This is a genomic window from Flavivirga eckloniae (assembly GCF_002886045.1).
GTDB classification, from domain to species: Bacteria; Bacteroidota; Bacteroidia; order Flavobacteriales; family Flavobacteriaceae; genus Flavivirga; species Flavivirga eckloniae.
This window is the reverse complement of the sequence record NZ_CP025791.1, coordinates 4,183,333-4,201,519: the sequence shown is the minus strand read 5'-3', so window position 1 is coordinate 4,201,519 and position 18,187 is coordinate 4,183,333. Positions and strand designations below refer to the sequence as shown.

Sequence of the window (18,187 nt, the reverse complement as noted above, 5' to 3'; positions counted from 1 at the left end):
GGATAACTTTAAAAATTCCTACCCTGTATTTTCTTTTTTTTTAATTTAGCGATATCAATCACCAAAATATAATGGGGAAACAACTACATGAAAACATATGTGAAGAACGTATGTTTTCTTCCATATTTAACAAGCACTCTAAAGATTTACACAATTTTTTATATTATAAGTTTGGCGAATTATTAAACCCAAAGGATAAAGTGCAGGAAGCATTTGTTAAACTCTGGGAAAACTGTAAAAAGATTTCTCCCGATAAGGCTAAGAGTTTTGTTTTTACAACCGCCAATAATTTAATGTTGAATGAAGTCGCTCATCAAAAAGTTGTTTTAAAACATCAACAAACCAAGCCTAAAATGTATACTAATGAGAGTCCAGAGTTTTTAATGCGGGAAAATGAATATATGGACAAACTGCAAAACGCACTGGCTAATTTAACAGATGCACAACGTACTGCTTTTATGATGAACAGGGTTGAAGGAAAACGATTTAAAGAAATTGCTGAGCTTTTAGATATTTCTACTAAAGCGGTTGAAAAACGTATTTATGGTGCTTTGGAAAAATTGAGGAAGGAGATTAAGGAGTTGTGAAGATAGAAGATAGAAGATAGAAGATAGAAGATAGAAGATAGAAGATAGAAGATAGAAGATAGAAGATAGAAGATAGAAAGTTATACTTTTTGAATTTAGCTCATCTATTTTGTATCTTTTATTTCTTATAAAAAATTACACTGAACACTGAACACTGAACACTGAACACTGAACACTGAACACTGAACACTGAACACTGAACACTGAACACTGAACACTGAACACCAAAATTTAAGTTTTTTGAAAAAAAAATTAAAGTAAGGGTAGGAAAAAATAAAAGTTAACTGTTTTATAATTGTAATAGGAATTTATGGAGTGCGTAATTTTGAAATTTCAATATCATTTCTAAATTTAATTTACAAATTGCATTTTACAGTTAAAGAACAATAAATGCGAACAAATGGAAAGAGAAACTTTAATATCGAAATGGCTTAATAACGATCTGAATGATCAGGAGCTTGAAGCGTTTAAAGCGCTTGAAGACTATGACGATTTGGTGAAGTTAAATGAAGGCTTGCTAGCTTTTAAGGCAGATGATTATAATACATCTGAAGAGCTAGATACTGTTTTAAGTACGATTAGAAGCAATAAAAAGTCATCAACACAATGGTTTAAACCATTAATGCGTGTTGCTGCTATCCTTGCCGTTTGTTTTGGTTTGTATTATTACACGACCACTTTAGATACTACTATAAGTACCGAATTTGCACAAAAAACGACCATAGACTTACCTGATGCTTCTAGTGTGTCGCTAAATGCAAAATCGTTATTGGTATTCAATAAAAAAGATTGGAAACATAATAGGGAAGTAGAACTTGATGGTGAAGCTTTTTTTAAAGTTGCTAAAGGGTCATCATTTAAAGTAAAAACAAAAACAGGGTTTGTTACTGTTTATGGAACCCAATTCAATGTAAAACATTGGAAAAATTATTTTGAAGTTATTTGCTACGAAGGTTTAGTTGGCGTTACTTACAATTCTCAAGAAACGAAGTTAAATCCTGGTGACAGTTTTTTAATTATCGATGGGAAAATAATTGCTAAAGAAAAAGAAAACCGCTCATCGCCTTCGTGGTTAAATAACGAAAGTACTTTTAAAAGTTTACCTTATAAAACGGTTATTACCGAGTTTGAAAGACAATACGGTGTTGATATCACAACATTAAATATTGATACAGAACAATTATTTACTGGTAGTTTTGCACATGACAATATTGATGTAGCTTTAAAGTCAATTACCTTACCTTTACGTGTAACTTATAGTAAAACAAACAATACTATAATATTAAAACGTGAATAGGAAAAGTACCCTTTCTATTTTTATATTATTGTTTTTTTTGAATGTTATATGCTTAAGTGCCCAAACCATTCAAAAAGAAAAACAATCACTTTTATCTGTTTTAAATATTCTTGAAACGCGTTACAATATTAGTTTTTCCTACGCCGACGAAACGATTAAAGATAAAACTACTGTCTTACCAGACGAAACCCTTTCTTTAGAAGCCATTTTAGAATTCCTTAAAAAAGAAACCGATCTGGATTTCGAATTATTAGATAGCCGTTTTATTGCCATTAAACTTTTAAAAGAAGAAAAAAAAGACAATTACGCTGTACAAAACCTTGAAGAGATTATTGTTACCAACTACCTTACAAGTGGTATTGCAAAACTAAACGACGGCTCCATTACCATAAAACCAGAGGCTTTTGGTATCCTTCCCGGTTTAATAGAACCTGATGTTTTACAAACCATTCAAGCACTTCCGGGGGTTTTAAGTGCAGACGAAATGGTATCGAATATAAATATAAGGGGTGGCACACACGATCAAAATTTACTCTTATGGGATGGTATAAAAATGTACCAATCCGGGCATTTTTTCGGACTCATTTCTGCTTTTAACCCCTATACAACCAAACGTGTTAATGTTTATAAAAATGGTAGCAGTGCTAAATATGGCGATGGTATTTCAAGTATCATAGACATCCAATTATCTGATGATATTAATAACGAGTTTAGCGGTGGCATTGGTTTTAACTTGATTAATGCCGATGGTCATGTTAAAATTCCGTTGTCGAAAAAAACAGAATTGCAATTATCAACCCGACGTTCTGTTACCGATCTGGTTATAACCCCAACTTACGACCAATATTTTAAACGTGTTTTTCAAGATTCGGACTTTAATAACAGCAACAACAATTCCATTTCTCAAAACGAATCGTTTTATTTTTATGATATTGCTACAAAGTTCTTGTACGACATTTCTAAAAAAGACAGGATCAGGTTTCATTTTTTAAATGTAGACAACAAATTAAACTATGAAGAACTGTTAACAACCAACAACAATCCGGATGAAGCCTTAATAAGTAAACTATCTCAGCGAAACACAGCTGTAGGGTTAACTTACACTAGAGATTGGACCAATAAACTTTCTACAACTTATCAAGTCTATCTCTCCAATTATGATTTGGATGCTACGAATTTCGATGTTTTTAATGACCAACGCCTCATTCAAAAAAACGAAGTATACGACGGTACTTCTAAATTTGATATTAATTACAACCACAGCGACCAACTAAAAATAAATGGCGGCTACCATTTCTCAGAAATTGGGATAAGTAATTTAGAAGACGTTAATAATCCAGTTTTTAGAAGTTTTATTAAGAAGGTTATTAGAAGTCATGCCGTTTATGCCGAAACATCGCTGCTTTCGAAGAACGTTCAAACCAGATTAAATGTAGGTGTACGACTAAATTACATCAATAAATTTAAATTGTTTTTAGCAGAACCAAGATTAGGATTTAGTCAACGCTTTTTAAATAATTTTAGGTTCGAAGTATTAGGCGAGCTGAAACATCAAACAACATCCCAAATTATCGATCTACAAAATGACTTCTTAGGCATTGAAAAACGTCGATGGGTATTATCCAATAACAATGAGAAGCCTGTAACCGAAAACGATAAAACGTTTCAACCCATTCCGGTAGTAAAAAGCAAACAACTATCGACTGGTATTCATTATAAAAAAAACAAACTATTAATTAGTGCTGAAGCTTATATAAAAAAAGTGGATGGCATTACCACAAGAAGTCAAGGATTTCAAAACCAATATCAATTTAAAAATGGTATTGGAAGCTACGAGATTAAGGGCATAGACTTCTTATTAAACAAACAATTTGGAGATGCCGTGAGCAGTTGGATATCCTACTCTTACAGTAAAAACGATTACCTATTCCCTACTTTAAACGACGGCAATAAGTTCCCTAATAATGCAGATATTAGGCATATATTCTCTTTTGCAGGAACTTACACCCAAAATAGACTAAAACTAGCATTGGGGCTAAATTGGCACTCTGGTAAACCAACCACGCTTCCAAGTGCAGACGACGATCCAGATGACAGAATCATAACTTACGCCACACCTAATAGCACTAACTTAGAAAACTACCTTCGTGCAGATTGTTCTGCCACTTATAATTTTAATGTTTCTAATACAACCCGAGCAACAATTGGCGCATCGGTTTGGAATGTTTTAAATAAAAAGAATATTATTAACACGTATTATACTCTAAATAATACTGACGATAGCACCAATGCGATCAATACCATTGAAAATGAATCACTTGGCATCACACCTAATGTAAGTTTAAGAATTCATTTTTAAATTCCTATCTTTGTTATATGTCGTATTTAAAAAGAATACCAAATATATTCAGTTGTCTCGTTTTACTAATTTCATTAGTATCATTTTCGGGATTTACTGGTATTTCTTCTAATTACGAGAAACCTCAAACAGAGCTTGTTGTTAGCAAACATAATCGTAACGAATCTAACACCAAGACATACAAGACTTCCTCTAAAAGGGTTCATAAAGTAGTATTCAACGAGTATATTGTTTTTAGTTTTAAATCGCTATTAAACATTCATACCTTTAACTTTACCATTACTTTAAAATCTCAAAAGAAAAACATATTAGAGTTTGAAGACTACGATACTCTTCTTAAGCAAAATCTCATAGCTCGTGCACACTCAACCAATTCTAAAAGTACCTTCTTAGAATAGTCATTCTATACTAATTAACGCGAATCTTGGATAAGAGAATTTATGTCTGTGTGTGTCCCAGACTTGTTTCAGAACTATTTTTTTATTGTCACTGTGCTCTCCTCTTTAATTTAAAGAGGAGAATGAATTTCGATTTTGATAAAAATTGGAAGAAAGAGGAGTTTTATTAAAAATAACAAACAAATATAACCCTCCGAATCCCGATTTCATCGGGATCCACCTCCCTTTTTAAAAAGGAGGAACACCTTGAATTCTTAAGCAAGATTCACGTTAATTACCATTATTCTGGTAATATTTCAACTTATTTTTTAACCGATAACATCTTTATTGATGTTACCACTACTATTCTATTATGAAGACTTTAAAAAAAACATTAAGGCTTTTCGCTTTAATATTCATAATTGCTTTGGCTTCTGTACTACCTGTGCCCATGGTTTTTTATAAAAAGGACAATCTACCTAAATATACTATTGAGCTTATTGAAAAGAAAAATGATGATACTGAAAGTGAAGATATTAAAGAGATTCATTAAACTCCACAAAAGTCCATTCATCTAATTGTTAACATTAAGTTTACGCAACCTCTCAACCATAATGGTATCTACTAAGAAAATAATTACAATCTAAACCTATTAAACCATGAAACATTTTATTCGCATTACTTTTATTCTTATCTTCATGTCATGTTCAAATGATAATGATCAAAATCCAATCGTTCATGAAACATATATTCAAGGTATTGTCAATTCAAAACTTGAAAATTACCAACAAATAAATCTCAAGGATACAAATGTCTCGAACACATTTTTCAGCGAGTCAAAAGAAACATGGCTACAAGCATATAAAAACAAGGATCAGCTTACTTCTGGTGGCTATTGGTCGGTTAGAATTCACGACTTGGATATAATACAGGCTTCTCTTCCCTATTCCAATTGGACAAATAACAGTGCAGACATAGCTTGGGATAATAACCTTGCAATTGAAGATCAAAGATGTGGAGGAATAGATTCAGGTTGTAAATTCATTGGCTCAACTACCGATGGGTTAAATTTGACAATTACAGAGGTTACAGACAACTTTATAACAGGTGAATTTTCAGGTCGGTTTTTTCTAACAGGAACTGGATTTGGTCACTTTAAGGATGAATCTACATTTGTTGATGTTGAGAATGGAGCGTTCAAGATTAAGTTCAGCGTTACAAATGAATGAAAAAAACTTAGTGTTTAAACGTTATTAATAAAGCCATTACAACAACAATTTAAAAGCCCCCACTTAAAAACTATAAAGGAATCCCAAAAGAATACGAAACTCATTCTGTAATCAAAAACAATGGAGAAACTAAATTATATCACCAATACGCTTTAATCAAAGTGAAAAAATATAAAATATTCAGTTCTGTATTAATCGAAAAGTTAGTGTCTTTTTACACGCTACATTTCATCCACAAACCGTTACTTGCAAGTTGAAAAAGATCAAAACAAACATAACAAATAGAGCAATAAAATTTGTAGAATTTGATACTGAAAAGAATTGGATTTCGGATTTTCCGAATGACAATTGGTGTCTGATTTTAATAGCTAACGAAAAGAAAACGAATTATTTTGAAGAAATAATCAGAAAATCGATTGACCGAAATGTTGGTTATATATGCGGAGTTGGAAAACAAGCCGATCTAATTCATAATATAGCTGACGAGGAAATTGTGTTCCGAGATATTGATATTGACGACCACTTTTTACCAAAACATCATATTATGACGGTTAGATATGAGGATTTTGAAAATGGAATTTGGTTTGGACTAAATCTGACTTTCAATTCCGAAACTAAAATCAACCAAATTGTAATTGTTGACGTGACTAAAAAAGCGTTTGACAAAACAACGGAATTAATAAATAAATTTGAAAACGGATATTTGCCAGCGGATTAAAAACCAGCAGGTAACAAAATGTAAAAAACAATTGCTTGGTTCTAGCCTACTCGGAAAATCTTGCGGATTTTCCTTTGGTTCAATCTATTTTTAGTAAGTTAGTTGCTTAATCACGTAATTATCCTTACACAAACCGTTAGCAACAAGCTAAAAACTCTACACCATTGAAAATTCGTCTGTAAAGTTTGAAATGAAATCTTGAATATACTTTTTAGATTTATCAGCAGAGCGAATAACTAAAAAATGATTTCTCTTTAATCCGCTTTTTCCAATTTTTTTATAAATCAATTCCTCTGGAAGTTTAAAAGATTTTAGTGCCCATTTTGGCATACACATTATCCCAAAATTTGCACCAATCATTTCTAAAGCAACTTCTGTTAACGGAATAGCAGAAATTTTAGAAGGAATTATCTTGTTTGGTTTTAGAAAATGTTCGTAGACAGAAACGGTTTCTAATGGAAAAGAATGTATTATTAAATGTGCCTCTGCAAAATCACTTACATCTAAAAATTCTAAATCACTTAAAGTATTTTCTTTATGCATAATTGCATAAATTTCATCTTCAAAAATTTCTATGCTTGATAATAGACTATTTTCAGGTTTTGAGGTTACAATAGCGATATCAATATCATTAGACAATAACTTTGAAATTGGTTGATGTGTGGCTTCTAAAATTAGTTCTAGGTTAATTTTGGGATACAATAAACCCATTTTTTGAATAAAATTAGGCAAACCTTGATAAAACGAATAGCACTCTGTACTTACTTTTATATTACCAATAGAACCTTTTCTTATTCTCTTAATGGTATCAAATCCCTTTTCTAAACTATTCAATATTTCACAACCAAGTTTGTTGAGTTCTTTACCCTCTTCAGTTAAAACCCATTTGTTTCTAGTTCTATGAAAAACCTTAAATCCAAGTTGCCCCTCTAAATCTTTTAATTGATGACTTAAAGCTGATTGAGTTAGAAATAATTTATCTGATGAATTAGCAATGCTACCTTCTTCTGCAATTGTTTTTATAAGTCTAAAATATTTGATTTCCATAGTTTCAAAATTACAACAATATGATAAAGCTGAATTTGAAATATTTTCATTTATAAATTAGAATCATTCAATTTCAATACTATTTCCAAACAATCAGTATCATTAGGTTTGTATCAAATTAAAATCATAAAAATTATGAACGAACAAATTAAATTTTACAAAAACAAATTAGCTTACGAAATGGATCCTTCAGATTTATATGATGGTTTTGAAAACAGCACAGATTATATTGCATTGGATGCACGACAGGCCTTTGGATTTGATAAAGAACATATTCCAACTGCAATTAACATTCCGCACAGAGAAATGAACGAAGAAACGACAAAGCATCTTGACAAATCAAAAACATATGTTACTTACTGTGACGGTATTGGTTGTAACGCTTCAACAAAAGGTGCGTTAAAAATGGTTAAATTGGGCTTTAAAGTAAAAGAGCTTATGGGCGGAATTGAATGGTGGAAATTTGACGGCTATGCAACCGAAGGAACAAATTCTACCAAAGGCTCTATGTTTGAATGTGCTTGTTAAATTGATAATTTATGACAATAAGAATTGCAGAAAAAAGAGACTTCGAGGCTATTAAAAAATTAATTAAAGCGCACGCCACATTTGAAAAGGCAAGCGCTTTAAGTGATGATAACCTAAACCGATTAAACAATTATATTTTCAATACTGATATTGTAGAATGTTTAGTTGTAGAACTGAATAATGAAATTGTTGGTTACACAACCTTTATGAAACAGTTTTCTACTTGGAATGCAAATTATTATATCTATTTAGATTGTTTGTATTTAAATGAAAAAACTAGAGGAAAAGGCATAGGAACACAAATTATGGAGAAAATAAGAAAGTATGCAAAATCTATAAATTGTTCAGAAATTCAATGGCAAACACCTGATTTTAATAAAAAAGCAATTGACTTTTATAAAAAATTAGGAGCTGATTCTAAAACAAAAGAAAGGTTCATTTGGAAAATCTGAATAAAGCTAGTTGCCAACAATGTTAAAAAACATAGGACAATTGTGCTAAACCGAAAGTTCTGTGCATATTTACAAAGTCCGCTAAATATAAAATTTGGTGTTTATAGTAGAAAAGGTAAAAACAAAATTTTTATATTTAGCTCAGTAATAAACTAAAACTAGAGTGCTTATCACCTGCCCTGAAAAACAGACGCTAACTTCTAATGGTAACTGGTATAAAATCCGATCCGCTAGTGCCGACTTTGGCTTTATCGCATTGGCATACAACTTAAAAAGGTTAATCAACCTAGGATGGAAGCCAAAAAACAAACTAAAACACCCAAAAATAGATCTCAAAACACTTTGTAATCCTTTAAATAAGATCAAAACCATACTATCTTATAATATTAGCTGTTTTAATAAAATCCTATTATTCTGGTGTCATCATCCAAAATATCTAAAATTGCATATATTTAAATAAAATTAAAGGTAATTTTGAGACAGACTGCCGTTAGATGCAAATTGGAACGAACTCAATGATTGACAATGAGTACAAATACAGAATAAACAATGTAATTGACCATATTGAAAAGAATTTGGACAATGATTTTTCATTGAACGAATTGGCAAAGGTTTCCAACTTCTCAAAATTTCATTTCAGCAGAATATTTCAAGGCATCACCGGTGAAACACCATTTCAATTGATTCTTCGACTCCGGTTAGAAAAAGCTGCATCACTCTTAATTCACGGAAACGACTCAATTTCTGAAATAGCTTTTAAATGCGGATTTAAAAGTTTGCCTGTGTTTTCAAAAAACTTCAAGTCCAATTTCAAAGAATCTGCTACTTCGTTCCGAACGAAAAATAGCAATTTGGATAAAGTGAATAGCATTACGGATAAAGCTATTAAAACACCTTCCATTTACATTTGTAATCAAACGAAATCAATTAAATGGAAAGTAGATATGAAAAACAACGAAAGCATTGAAATAAAAGAATTACCAAACATCCCTGTGGTTTATTTAAGACATATTGGGCCTTATCAAGGAGATGCCGAATTATTTGAAAGATTGTTCAGTAAACTATTTGCTTGGGCTGTACCAAAAGGGCTTTTGGACAACGGAGATTTCCAAACAGCCATTGTTTACCACGACGATGTAAATGTTGCTGACAAAAACAAATTAAGAACAAGTGTTTGTTTGACCGTTCCAGAAAATACTTCTGTTGATGGAGAGATTGGAAAAATGGTTCTTGAAAAAGGAAAATATGTAGTTGCAAGATTCACAGTAAAAGCCGATGAATTTCAAAAGGCTTGGGATTGGCTTATGGGAAAATGGTTTCCGACAAGCGGATATCAACCAGATGACAGAGCTTGTTTCGAATTGTATCCTGAAGAACCTGAAAATGGGACTTTTAAAGTTGACATATGTGTTCCTGTCAGAAAATTATAATGAAATTGACAAAAACCAGCAGCTAACACGTTGTCCTATAAGCAATAGCGGTTTAGGTTAACACCCAAACCGTTTTTTCGTTAAATTAAAGTATATCGTAACCTGAAAAGCAGTTGCGAAAAACCCGCTACTGCTCATACACAAACCGTTATTAAAAATAAGTGGATTTAAGCAATAAAATAATCATTACCATAGTTTTAGTTTTATCATATTTATGGTTAAAATTTACGTTTCCACTAGTTACGGATTTCTTAAAAAGCATATTTAAGTCTATTGTAACGAATTCTAAAAAAAAGACTCCTCTATATATTAACTTGATCAACAGATTACCTGACATTTTAGGTGTATTTATGTTAATCATAATTATTTTAGTTTGGACAAATTCAATGAATTAATACGACAAACTAAATGGATTTACCAATATTAACACAATTCGAAAAAAGAGATGAACATTCTGATTATTTAATTAACAGGGCTGCATCTACGCTCCATAATTGGTATCCAAAAAAACTTGTCATAACCAATACATAGGCTATTAGAACATAAATCCACTTTCCTGTAAATTTAGGTGTTGGTATGGAGGATAAATTAAGGACTGCTAGAATGATTATAACGATATAAATAAGTATCGAAAAGGTAGCATGTTGGAAGAGGTTTTCGAATAAAAAAACAAAAGCAAGGATGAGTGCATTGTTATCAACAGAAAGTCCCATATAGGTTTTACTATCAATAAGTCCATAAATATTAAAATAACTCAGCCTAATGGCGCAAGCTGCAATAATTGCAAATGCACCTGGTATAAACCATATATTATAATCTCCATAGCTTAAAAGTAATATTGCAGGCAAAACGCCAAAGCTTACAATGTCTATCATTGAGTCGAGTTGCCCTCCAAACACACCTTGTTCTTTAGTTCTTCCTTTAATTTTACGTGCTATAATTCCATCATACCAATCGAATAATGCGGCCCATAACATGGCAATAATTGCTCCCGAAAAATTTCCTTTTATAGCAAAATAGATTGCTAATACAGTACAGAACAATCCTAGTAGAGAACAAATATTTGGCAAATCCTTGGCAAAAGTAAGCATGCCCGCTTGTTTTTTTTCACTCATCTTATTAACCTTTTACATACATCACATTCTTCAACGCTTCAATAAGTTTAGCATTTTCCTCATTAGTACGACTAGCAATCCGAACATATCTATCAGCATCAGGTTGGGTTTTTCCAACACTATCTTTTATATAAATATTATGCTCAATAAAAAGTCGTTTTGTCACTTCTGGCCCACTTAAAGCTGTATCGGGTAAACGACAATAAATATAATTTGCATCTGGTTTAAAAACATGCATCCCATCAATAGCACATAGCTTTTTATAAAACACATCTCTATCTGCTTTAACTATTTTGCAACTATCCTCAAATTCATGTTTGTATTGGGGAAGTATTCGAAGAAACTCTTCAGCAAATCCATTAATATTCCAAATATGAACACCATTACGAACAGACTTAGAAAAATCTAAATTAGCCGTTAACAAATACCCAATTCTAAGGCCACAGATGCCATAGGCTTTACTCATACTTTTTAGAATAGCCATATTTGGATATTTCTCAATATCCTGCTCCAAACTTATTTGCTCTTTGTTATTGGCAAAATCAAGAAATGATTCATCGATAATAAGCATGCAATTGTGTTTCCTTAGCTTTTCAGACAGTCGGATTAAATCGCTTTTTGGAACTAACATCGACGTAGGATTATTAGGTGTAACCACAACAGCCATATCTGCACCAACTTTTATAGCCTCGTCTGCAAATTTATCTACATCGAGTTGGAAAGAAGGAAATTCAAGTGGAAACTCCACTGCTTGTCCTTCTGGTGCTGCATTCGCATATTCATTAAAAGACGGTACGGGAACAATTATTTTTTTAGCTAAACGTCCCGATAATATTTTTATAATTTCTGCGCCCCCATTCCCTACAACAATTCTTTCGGTTGGTTGATCTATAATATCACTAATAAGTTCGGCAAGTGCATTTTGTGCCATTGGATAGTTAAGAACCAAATTATCAATATTATCCTTTAAATGGTTAATAACCTCCCTTGGTGGAAAATATAAATTATACAGGTATGCGTGATCGGTAAAATTATGCCTATAATAGCCCCCATGTTGTTTGGATATATATTCGTATTTTTCTTCTTGTGTTTTATATTTGCTTTCCATCGTATTTACATCCTAAAATTATTATGCAATTGCATTTTCAACATTTGCAAGCTTTTTAGTTTCACTTGGAAATAATAATTCAGCTTTAGCTAGATCTTTTATCGTATCAATTTCGTACCATGGTTTATGGTCAAATGAAACCGACTCGAACAACAGACTTTTATTGTCTACCATCTCAGAAAAAACAATTTCATAATAACAATTAACACTGCCCGCTTCAATATACCGATTCAAGCACTTAATAATCGCTTGCCATGACAAAAGCGAAAAGCTGTATATATTAACAGTTTTATATCGGATATCAGTATATGATTCGGTAGTTCCTTTTTGAAATTCAGTAACCATATTAGTCTTGTTAACAGAAACCGTTGTTCCATTTAGCCAAGGCTGCATGCGAGCTATAGCCATTCTATCGGGATAAACCATCTCATCAAGCAAAGAAGAGTTCAATACCAAATCACTTTCAAAAAGTACAAAAGGCTCATTTATTATGTTACGAGCCATCCAAAGCGAATAAATGTTATTTGTAGTTTTATACAAGGGGCTATGAACGTATTCAATGCGAATGTTTCCTGATTTTTCTCCAAGATAATTCATAATACATTCTTGTTCATGACCAGTTACGATTACAAGTCGTTTGAATCCTTGACTTTTTAAATTTTTAATAAGTCTTTCTAGAATCGATTTATCATTTACAAGAGTAAGACATTTGGGAACATTTTTTGTTAGGGGATAAAGGCGACTTCCAGTACCAGCTGCAAGAAGTAATGCTGTTGTTATGCGATTTTGACCACAATAATTGTCTGAATCACTATTCATATAATATGTATTAATACCATCAAAAAAAACTAAATGCCCATTTAAGCTTCTAGCGTACTAAATCTTAGTACTCTGACGTTTGGACTAGTTTTATGATAATTCAACTATAAGTATGAAGTCTGCTAATGTGATGAATTTGCCTTGGGGCTCATCAACAAAATTGATAGTGAATGATTGATACCAAAAGATTAGTAATCCTTTTGTAAAGGTACTTAAAATAAATATGATTAGCTAATACTAGTGTTTTTGTACAAACCTTAAAAATAAAGATCCGTTTTTAAGAGTATAGTAACTGTATTTGAAAGCTGTACTCTAATACTTTTCGTTATCGTTATCTGACCCCTAAGAATAGTACTTAAAAATAATACATTATATAGATTTCATGATTTGACTTTGTGAGTAAAAAACATAACTTCGTTTAGCATTCAATATAAAACATTAAATTCATATTAAGTCGTTAGCAACAAGGCAAAAGAGACACTACTAAGAGTGATCGTAATTAACCTATTTCACCTTATTGTTTTTAAAGCTTCTTTTACTTCTTTTCTATAACTACGTCCAATGTTTAACCTAAACCTGCCTACTAAAACTCTGTCATAAGAAATTTCTTTTATTTTTTCTGTGTTAATTATAAATGAACGATGAATTCTCAAAAAAACATCAGGTAATCTGCTCATTAAATTACTTATTTTTTCTTTACTCTTAATCTGTTCATTATTCGTGTTGATCCTTATATGGTCGGACAAGCTTTCTATGTATATTATATCTTTATATGATACTTTTACAATTTTTCTATTTGAAAGAATTTCTAAAAATGAAATCTTCAATTTTCCATTCTCTGAAGAAAGATATTCAATAACCTTATTATTTTCTCTAGCTTGAAGCAACATTAAAATGAAAGCTCCTATAAATACTAATAAGTATAAGACTGCAGCTAATAAAATTGTGTCTGAAGCATTTGGTCCTAAATTTTGAAAACTGAAATTGCCGAAGTAAACAAATGAAAACATTAATACAATGGATTCTAAGTAAAGAGAAATGATTAGAGTATATATTGTATATAAAGAAAGTTTCAGAATCTGTTTTTTAAACAATAATCTCGGAACTAAGAAATAGTTAAAGAAATAGGAAGTCCCTAAAACAATTGGTAAAAGCATACTTACAAAAAAAAATGCAGCAATTTTATTATCCCAAGACCGTCCAAATGCTAATGTTAGGACAACAATAACGAAAATCCAATATAAAATATGGTAATATAAATTTGATGATTTAATCTTCATAATATTTTTCCTCTAATTTGATTAAAAATATTTACATTTCGAATTAGTGTTGGCAAACAACAGGTTTAGAACTGGATTCGACATTGCTTAAAATTCACACTTACATTAGTTTAGCTTGAGTGTTAATTATAAAAATTATTATTATGGAAGATTTATTTTTTATGGGTGGGCCCATATTTATGAGTATTCTAACAATCTTGCTAATTATTTTATGTGCATGGATAATTTATCATCTTTTTGTTTTTTTCAAAATTAAACAATTAAATAAAGACAAATGCCTGCGATTGATTAAATATGGAAAATCAATCGGATTGTTTGCATTGATTATTGGAATATTTGCACAATTAATTGGTTTTTACCAAGCATTTTCAGCCATTGAAAAAGCCAGTGATATTTCTCCTGCAATGGTTTATGCAGGAATTAAAACATCCATGGTTTCAACTCTATATGGAATTCTTATTTACTTGTTCTCAATTATGTTATGGTTTGTCGCAAGTATAATTATTGAGCGAAAATCATAACTGTTTTTAATGTCTAAAAAACAGGTGAAAGAAGTACCTAAATAAATATACTAATATGAAAAAAATAACAATAATTACATTCATGGTTTTAAGCATCATGAATGCTTCTAGTCAAATATTAAATGAAAATTTAGCATCGATAGTTGAAAAATATTCGTCCGACAGTTTATTAAATGGTTCAATCTTGATTGCCAAGAAAGATAAAATATTATTTCAAGGTTCTTTTGGCTTAAAAAATTTTGAAAGAAAAGAAATGAATAGTCTATCCACTTTAATTCCAATTGCTTCATTAACCAAACAGTTTACATCAGTAGCTATATTGAAACTACATGAAGACAAAAAATTGACCATAGATGATAAAATTGGAGACTATATTGATGTTCCTGAATCAATGGAAGATATTTCAATCAGGAATCTAATGAATCATACGTCTGGGATACCTGATTACTGGCAGAATGATATCTATAATCAAAAAGATTCAATTTATAAATTCTTAAATCAAAAGGACACGTTAAAATTTGCTCCTAATTCGAAACATCAATACTGCAATACTGGATATTTCCTTCTTGGAGAGATGATTGAAAGTGTTTCCGGAAAAAGTTATGGTAATTTCCTAAATAAAAACTTATTTAAACCAATTGGAATGAAAAACACCTTTGTAAATAAAGGAACAAACATTGACAGGGCGATTGGATACGATGAAAACTGGAACCGAAATGATTATTTAATGACTACAGCAGATGGTGGATTAATCTCAACAATAGAAGATTTATACTTATGGGATAAAGCACTATTTAAGCATAAATTGATAAATGTTGAGAGCCAAGAGCTAATGTTCATGCCAACAAAATTAAATAACGGAAAAATTGTGAACTATGGTTTTGGCTGGGATATTAACGAGAATAATAGTAAAATAACATCTCATACGGGTTCGTTGGCTTCATTTGGAGCATATAACCAAATTGATTCAGAAACTGGTTATTTTTTGATACTTTTATCAAATCAAATTAGACCTGAATTGATGGACTTGATAAATGAAATTAATAAAGAACTATATGAAACAGAATAAAGCCCAGTTGCTAACATTTTGTATAAGTAATGGCAGAGAAAGTTCTAAATATCAAGGATTGTAGTCTGCTCAAACTGGGTAGCAGTTTGACAGAAAAGAATCCCGTAATCTGCCACTACTCATACAATTTACCGTTAAACAAACCAAAAAAATCACATACGTTCAGGAACATCAATCCCCAACAAACCAAATCCATTTTTAATCGTATTAGCTACTGTATTTGAAAGCTGTACTCTAAATACCTTTTCGTTATCGTTATCTGCTCCTAAAATGGATACATTTTGATAAAAGGAATTAAATTCCTTAACCAAATCGTAAGTGTAATTAGCTATTAATGCCGGACTATGTTGTGCGGCCGCATTTTGTACCACTTCTGGAAATAACTGAATTTGTTTTAGCAGTTCTTTTTCTTTTTCGTGAAGACTAATTTCACTTATATTTTGGTCACTGATCGTAGTTGAAGCGGCCTTTCTTAGTATAGATTGAATTCTTGCATAGGTATACTGAATAAAAGGACCTGTATTCCCTTGAAAGTCGATAGATTCTTTAGGATCGAATAAAATACGTTTTTTAGGATCTACCTTTAAAATATAATACTTTAAAGCCCCTAAACCAATTGTTTTATACAAGGCTTGTTTCTCTTCCTCGGTATAGCCATCAAGTTTTCCTAATTCTTCAGAAATATCTCTGGCTGTTTTTGCCATCTCGTCAATTAAATCGTCGGCATCAACTACAGTACCTTCTCTACTTTTCATTTTTCCGCTAGGCAAATCAACCATACCATAACTTAAATGATATAGGTTTTTCGCCCATTCAAATCCTAATTTCTTAAGAATTAAAAACAGCACCTGAAAGTGATAATCCTGTTCATTACCAACCGTATAAACCATACCCCCAACATCTGGAAAATCCTTTATACGCTGTATCGCAGTACCAATATCCTGAGTCATATAAACTGCAGTACCATCAGCTCGTTGTACTATTTTTTTATCTAATCTGTCTTCGGTTAAATCACACCAAACCGAACCATCTTCTTCTGTAACGAAAACACCAGATTTTAATCCTTCAGCAACAAACTCTTTTCCTAATAAATAAGTATTACTTTCATAATACAAGGTATCAAAATCTACACCTAGATTTTTATAGGTAATATTGAATCCATCATAAACCCAACCATTCATTTTTTTCCAAAGCGCCACTGTTTCTTCTTCTCCTGCTTCCCATTTTAAAAGCATATCCTGAGCTTCTAATAAAATTGGAGCATGTTTCTTGGCTTCTTCTTGAGACATGCCTGTAGCGACCAATTCTTCAATCTCCTTTTTATATTCTTGATCGAACTTTACATAATAATTACCTACCAACTTGTCTCCTTTCAATCCCGTACTCTCTGGAGTCTCTCCATTACCAAAACGCTTCCAGGCCAACATACTTTTACAAATATGAATTCCTCTATCGTTTATAATTTGAGTTTTGTAAACTTTAGTTCCTGCTGCTTTTAAAATTTCTGCAACGCTATAGCCTAAAAGATTATTACGTACATGTCCTAAATGCAATGGTTTGTTTGTGTTCGGCGAAGAATACTCAACCATAACCGCTTTGTCTTCCGCCTTGGGTGAAACTAAACCATAAGCATCATTTTGCTTTATATTGTTAAAAAAGTTGATATAATATGAATCGTTAATCTCAACATTTAAAAAGCCTTTTACCACATTAAACCCCTTAACATCTGCAATGTTTTCCACCAAATAGTTACCAATGGTTTCTCCTATTTGTACAGGATTCCCTTTAATAAAACGTAACATAGGGAAGATTACAACGGTAATATCTCCTGCAAACTCTTTTCGAGTTGCTTGAAATTCTACCGTTTCCAATGTTATATCAAAGCTGGATTTTACTGCTTGCTTTACTTGATTGGATAAAGTCTCTTGAAGGCTCATTTTATGGTCAATTTTTAAGAGAGCAAAGATAAAACTTTTATTAAAGCATTACTTGCAAAATTAGCCTTAATAAAACGGTCGACTATAAAAATTAAAGGCCAAATAGGTTTTAAAATAAAAAAGCATAAATAGTTCATTAACATTTAATTATAACTAGCATAAAAAAGGATCTGAACGTGATTGTGCATTTCATCGACAAAAGTGCTCTTATTCTATGATTTTTGCAGTTCATCTATTCGTCGATTTTTATGTTAAAAAGCTCATTTCCTTTCGTCTAATTTATTCGCATTAAAACGCAGAAATTAGATTTTAAA

General features: G+C 31.5%; 18 protein-coding genes. 12 read left to right on the top strand and 6 right to left on the bottom strand.

Annotated elements, in window-relative coordinates:
• Positions 1-71 precede the first annotated feature (71 nt).
• The 7 genes from C1H87_RS17460 (at position 72) to C1H87_RS17430 (ending at position 6,567) form a co-directional block, all read left to right on the top strand.
• The gene (locus C1H87_RS17460; RefSeq protein ID WP_102757046.1) at positions 72-587 is read left to right on the top strand and encodes an RNA polymerase sigma factor; all 516 of its coding nucleotides are present in this window, start codon (positions 72-74) and stop codon (positions 585-587) included.
• Positions 588-987: 400 nt separating this feature from the next.
• The gene (locus C1H87_RS17455; protein WP_102757045.1) at positions 988-1,884 is read left to right on the top strand and encodes a FecR family protein; all 897 of its coding nucleotides are present in this window, start codon (positions 988-990) and stop codon (positions 1,882-1,884) included.
• A 37-nt stretch (positions 1,885-1,921) separates the two neighbouring features.
• The gene (locus C1H87_RS17450; RefSeq protein WP_102758312.1) at positions 1,922-4,243 is read left to right on the top strand and encodes a TonB-dependent receptor plug domain-containing protein; all 2,322 of its coding nucleotides are present in this window, start codon (positions 1,922-1,924) and stop codon (positions 4,241-4,243) included.
• Between the two features lie 17 nt (positions 4,244-4,260).
• Positions 4,261-4,641 carry a hypothetical protein gene (locus tag C1H87_RS17445; RefSeq protein ID WP_102757044.1) on the top strand — a complete coding sequence of 127 codons (381 nt, stop codon included), beginning with the start codon at positions 4,261-4,263 and terminating at the stop codon, positions 4,639-4,641.
• A 352-nt stretch (positions 4,642-4,993) separates the two neighbouring features.
• Positions 4,994-5,173: a hypothetical protein gene (locus tag C1H87_RS17440; protein WP_102757043.1), complete on the top strand. Its 180-nt coding sequence runs from the start codon at positions 4,994-4,996 to the stop codon at positions 5,171-5,173.
• Between the two features lie 145 nt (positions 5,174-5,318).
• Positions 5,319-5,849 (top strand): hypothetical protein, encoded by a 531-nt coding sequence (locus tag C1H87_RS17435; RefSeq protein WP_102757042.1) that lies wholly within the window; start codon positions 5,319-5,321, stop codon positions 5,847-5,849.
• Between the two features lie 253 nt (positions 5,850-6,102).
• Positions 6,103-6,567: a hypothetical protein gene (locus tag C1H87_RS17430; RefSeq protein WP_102757041.1), complete on the top strand. Its 465-nt coding sequence runs from the start codon at positions 6,103-6,105 to the stop codon at positions 6,565-6,567.
• Between the two features lie 156 nt (positions 6,568-6,723).
• Here the strand turns inward: C1H87_RS17430 and C1H87_RS17425 are convergent, their stop codons facing one another.
• A complete protein-coding gene (locus tag C1H87_RS17425) occupies positions 6,724-7,614 on the bottom strand; it encodes a LysR family transcriptional regulator (RefSeq protein WP_102757040.1) in 891 nt (296 codons plus the stop codon).
• Positions 7,615-7,749: 135 nt separating this feature from the next.
• Here C1H87_RS17425 and C1H87_RS17420 point away from each other — a divergent pair, with 135 nt between their 5' ends.
• The 3 genes from C1H87_RS17420 (at position 7,750) to C1H87_RS17410 (ending at position 10,024) form a co-directional block, all read left to right on the top strand.
• The gene (locus C1H87_RS17420; protein WP_102757039.1) at positions 7,750-8,142 is read left to right on the top strand and encodes a rhodanese-like domain-containing protein; all 393 of its coding nucleotides are present in this window, start codon (positions 7,750-7,752) and stop codon (positions 8,140-8,142) included.
• An 11-nt stretch (positions 8,143-8,153) separates the two neighbouring features.
• Positions 8,154-8,594, top strand: coding sequence for a GNAT family N-acetyltransferase (locus C1H87_RS17415; protein ID WP_102757038.1), 441 nt, complete (start codon positions 8,154-8,156; stop codon positions 8,592-8,594).
• 494 nt (positions 8,595-9,088) lie between these two features.
• The gene (locus C1H87_RS17410) at positions 9,089-10,024 is read left to right on the top strand and encodes an AraC family transcriptional regulator (protein ID WP_102757037.1); all 936 of its coding nucleotides are present in this window, start codon (positions 9,089-9,091) and stop codon (positions 10,022-10,024) included.
• Between the two features lie 458 nt (positions 10,025-10,482).
• On the opposite strand, the gene C1H87_RS17400 is transcribed toward C1H87_RS17410, so the two are convergent.
• From C1H87_RS17400 to C1H87_RS17385, 4 genes are all read right to left on the bottom strand, one after another.
• Complete coding sequence (locus C1H87_RS17400; RefSeq protein ID WP_102757035.1) at positions 10,483-11,139, bottom strand: CDP-alcohol phosphatidyltransferase family protein; 657 nt, start codon at positions 11,137-11,139, stop codon at positions 10,483-10,485.
• A gap of 4 nt (positions 11,140-11,143) precedes the next feature.
• Positions 11,144-12,247 (bottom strand): pyridoxal phosphate-dependent aminotransferase, encoded by a 1,104-nt coding sequence (locus C1H87_RS17395; protein WP_102757034.1) that lies wholly within the window; start codon positions 12,245-12,247, stop codon positions 11,144-11,146.
• Positions 12,248-12,268: 21 nt separating this feature from the next.
• Positions 12,269-13,066 carry a phosphocholine cytidylyltransferase family protein gene (locus tag C1H87_RS17390; RefSeq protein ID WP_102757033.1) on the bottom strand — a complete coding sequence of 266 codons (798 nt, stop codon included), beginning with the start codon at positions 13,064-13,066 and terminating at the stop codon, positions 12,269-12,271.
• 509 nt (positions 13,067-13,575) lie between these two features.
• Positions 13,576-14,346 carry a LytR/AlgR family response regulator transcription factor gene (locus tag C1H87_RS17385; protein ID WP_102757032.1) on the bottom strand — a complete coding sequence of 257 codons (771 nt, stop codon included), beginning with the start codon at positions 14,344-14,346 and terminating at the stop codon, positions 13,576-13,578.
• Between the two features lie 143 nt (positions 14,347-14,489).
• On the opposite strand from C1H87_RS17385, the gene C1H87_RS17380 reads away from it, so the two are divergent.
• Positions 14,490-14,867 carry a MotA/TolQ/ExbB proton channel family protein gene (locus C1H87_RS17380; protein ID WP_102757031.1) on the top strand — a complete coding sequence of 126 codons (378 nt, stop codon included), beginning with the start codon at positions 14,490-14,492 and terminating at the stop codon, positions 14,865-14,867.
• A 55-nt stretch (positions 14,868-14,922) separates the two neighbouring features.
• Positions 14,923-15,936, top strand: coding sequence for a serine hydrolase domain-containing protein (locus tag C1H87_RS17375; protein ID WP_102757030.1), 1,014 nt, complete (start codon positions 14,923-14,925; stop codon positions 15,934-15,936).
• Positions 15,937-16,088: 152 nt separating this feature from the next.
• Here the strand turns inward: C1H87_RS17375 and argS are convergent, their stop codons facing one another.
• Entirely contained in the window at positions 16,089-17,873 is a 1,785-nt protein-coding gene (gene argS / locus C1H87_RS17370) for an arginine--tRNA ligase (protein WP_102757029.1), read from the bottom strand.
• Positions 17,874-18,187 lie beyond the last annotated feature (314 nt).

Excerpts from the sequence above, each read along its gene's own strand:
- C1H87_RS17460 (WP_102757046.1), top strand. The coding sequence starts at position 72 with ATGGGGAAACAACTACATGAAAACATATGTGAAGAACGTATGTTTTCT.
- C1H87_RS17455 (WP_102757045.1), top strand. The coding sequence starts at position 988 with ATGGAAAGAGAAACTTTAATATCGAAATGGCTTAATAACGATCTGAAT.
- C1H87_RS17445 (WP_102757044.1), top strand. The coding sequence starts at position 4,261 with ATGTCGTATTTAAAAAGAATACCAAATATATTCAGTTGTCTCGTTTTA.
- C1H87_RS17440 (WP_102757043.1), top strand. The coding sequence starts at position 4,994 with ATGAAGACTTTAAAAAAAACATTAAGGCTTTTCGCTTTAATATTCATA.
- C1H87_RS17435 (WP_102757042.1), top strand. The coding sequence starts at position 5,319 with ATGTCATGTTCAAATGATAATGATCAAAATCCAATCGTTCATGAAACA.
- C1H87_RS17425 (WP_102757040.1), bottom strand. The coding sequence starts at position 7,614 with ATGGAAATCAAATATTTTAGACTTATAAAAACAATTGCAGAAGAAGGT.
- C1H87_RS17420 (WP_102757039.1), top strand. The coding sequence starts at position 7,750 with ATGAACGAACAAATTAAATTTTACAAAAACAAATTAGCTTACGAAATG.
- C1H87_RS17415 (WP_102757038.1), top strand. The coding sequence starts at position 8,154 with ATGACAATAAGAATTGCAGAAAAAAGAGACTTCGAGGCTATTAAAAAA.
- C1H87_RS17410 (WP_102757037.1), top strand. The coding sequence starts at position 9,089 with ATGCAAATTGGAACGAACTCAATGATTGACAATGAGTACAAATACAGA.
- C1H87_RS17400 (WP_102757035.1), bottom strand. The coding sequence starts at position 11,139 with ATGAGTGAAAAAAAACAAGCGGGCATGCTTACTTTTGCCAAGGATTTG.
- C1H87_RS17395 (WP_102757034.1), bottom strand. The coding sequence starts at position 12,247 with ATGGAAAGCAAATATAAAACACAAGAAGAAAAATACGAATATATATCC.
- C1H87_RS17390 (WP_102757033.1), bottom strand. The coding sequence starts at position 13,066 with ATGAATAGTGATTCAGACAATTATTGTGGTCAAAATCGCATAACAACA.
- C1H87_RS17385 (WP_102757032.1), bottom strand. The coding sequence starts at position 14,346 with ATGAAGATTAAATCATCAAATTTATATTACCATATTTTATATTGGATT.
- C1H87_RS17380 (WP_102757031.1), top strand. The coding sequence starts at position 14,490 with ATGGAAGATTTATTTTTTATGGGTGGGCCCATATTTATGAGTATTCTA.
- C1H87_RS17375 (WP_102757030.1), top strand. The coding sequence starts at position 14,923 with ATGAAAAAAATAACAATAATTACATTCATGGTTTTAAGCATCATGAAT.
- argS (WP_102757029.1), bottom strand. The coding sequence starts at position 17,873 with ATGAGCCTTCAAGAGACTTTATCCAATCAAGTAAAGCAAGCAGTAAAA.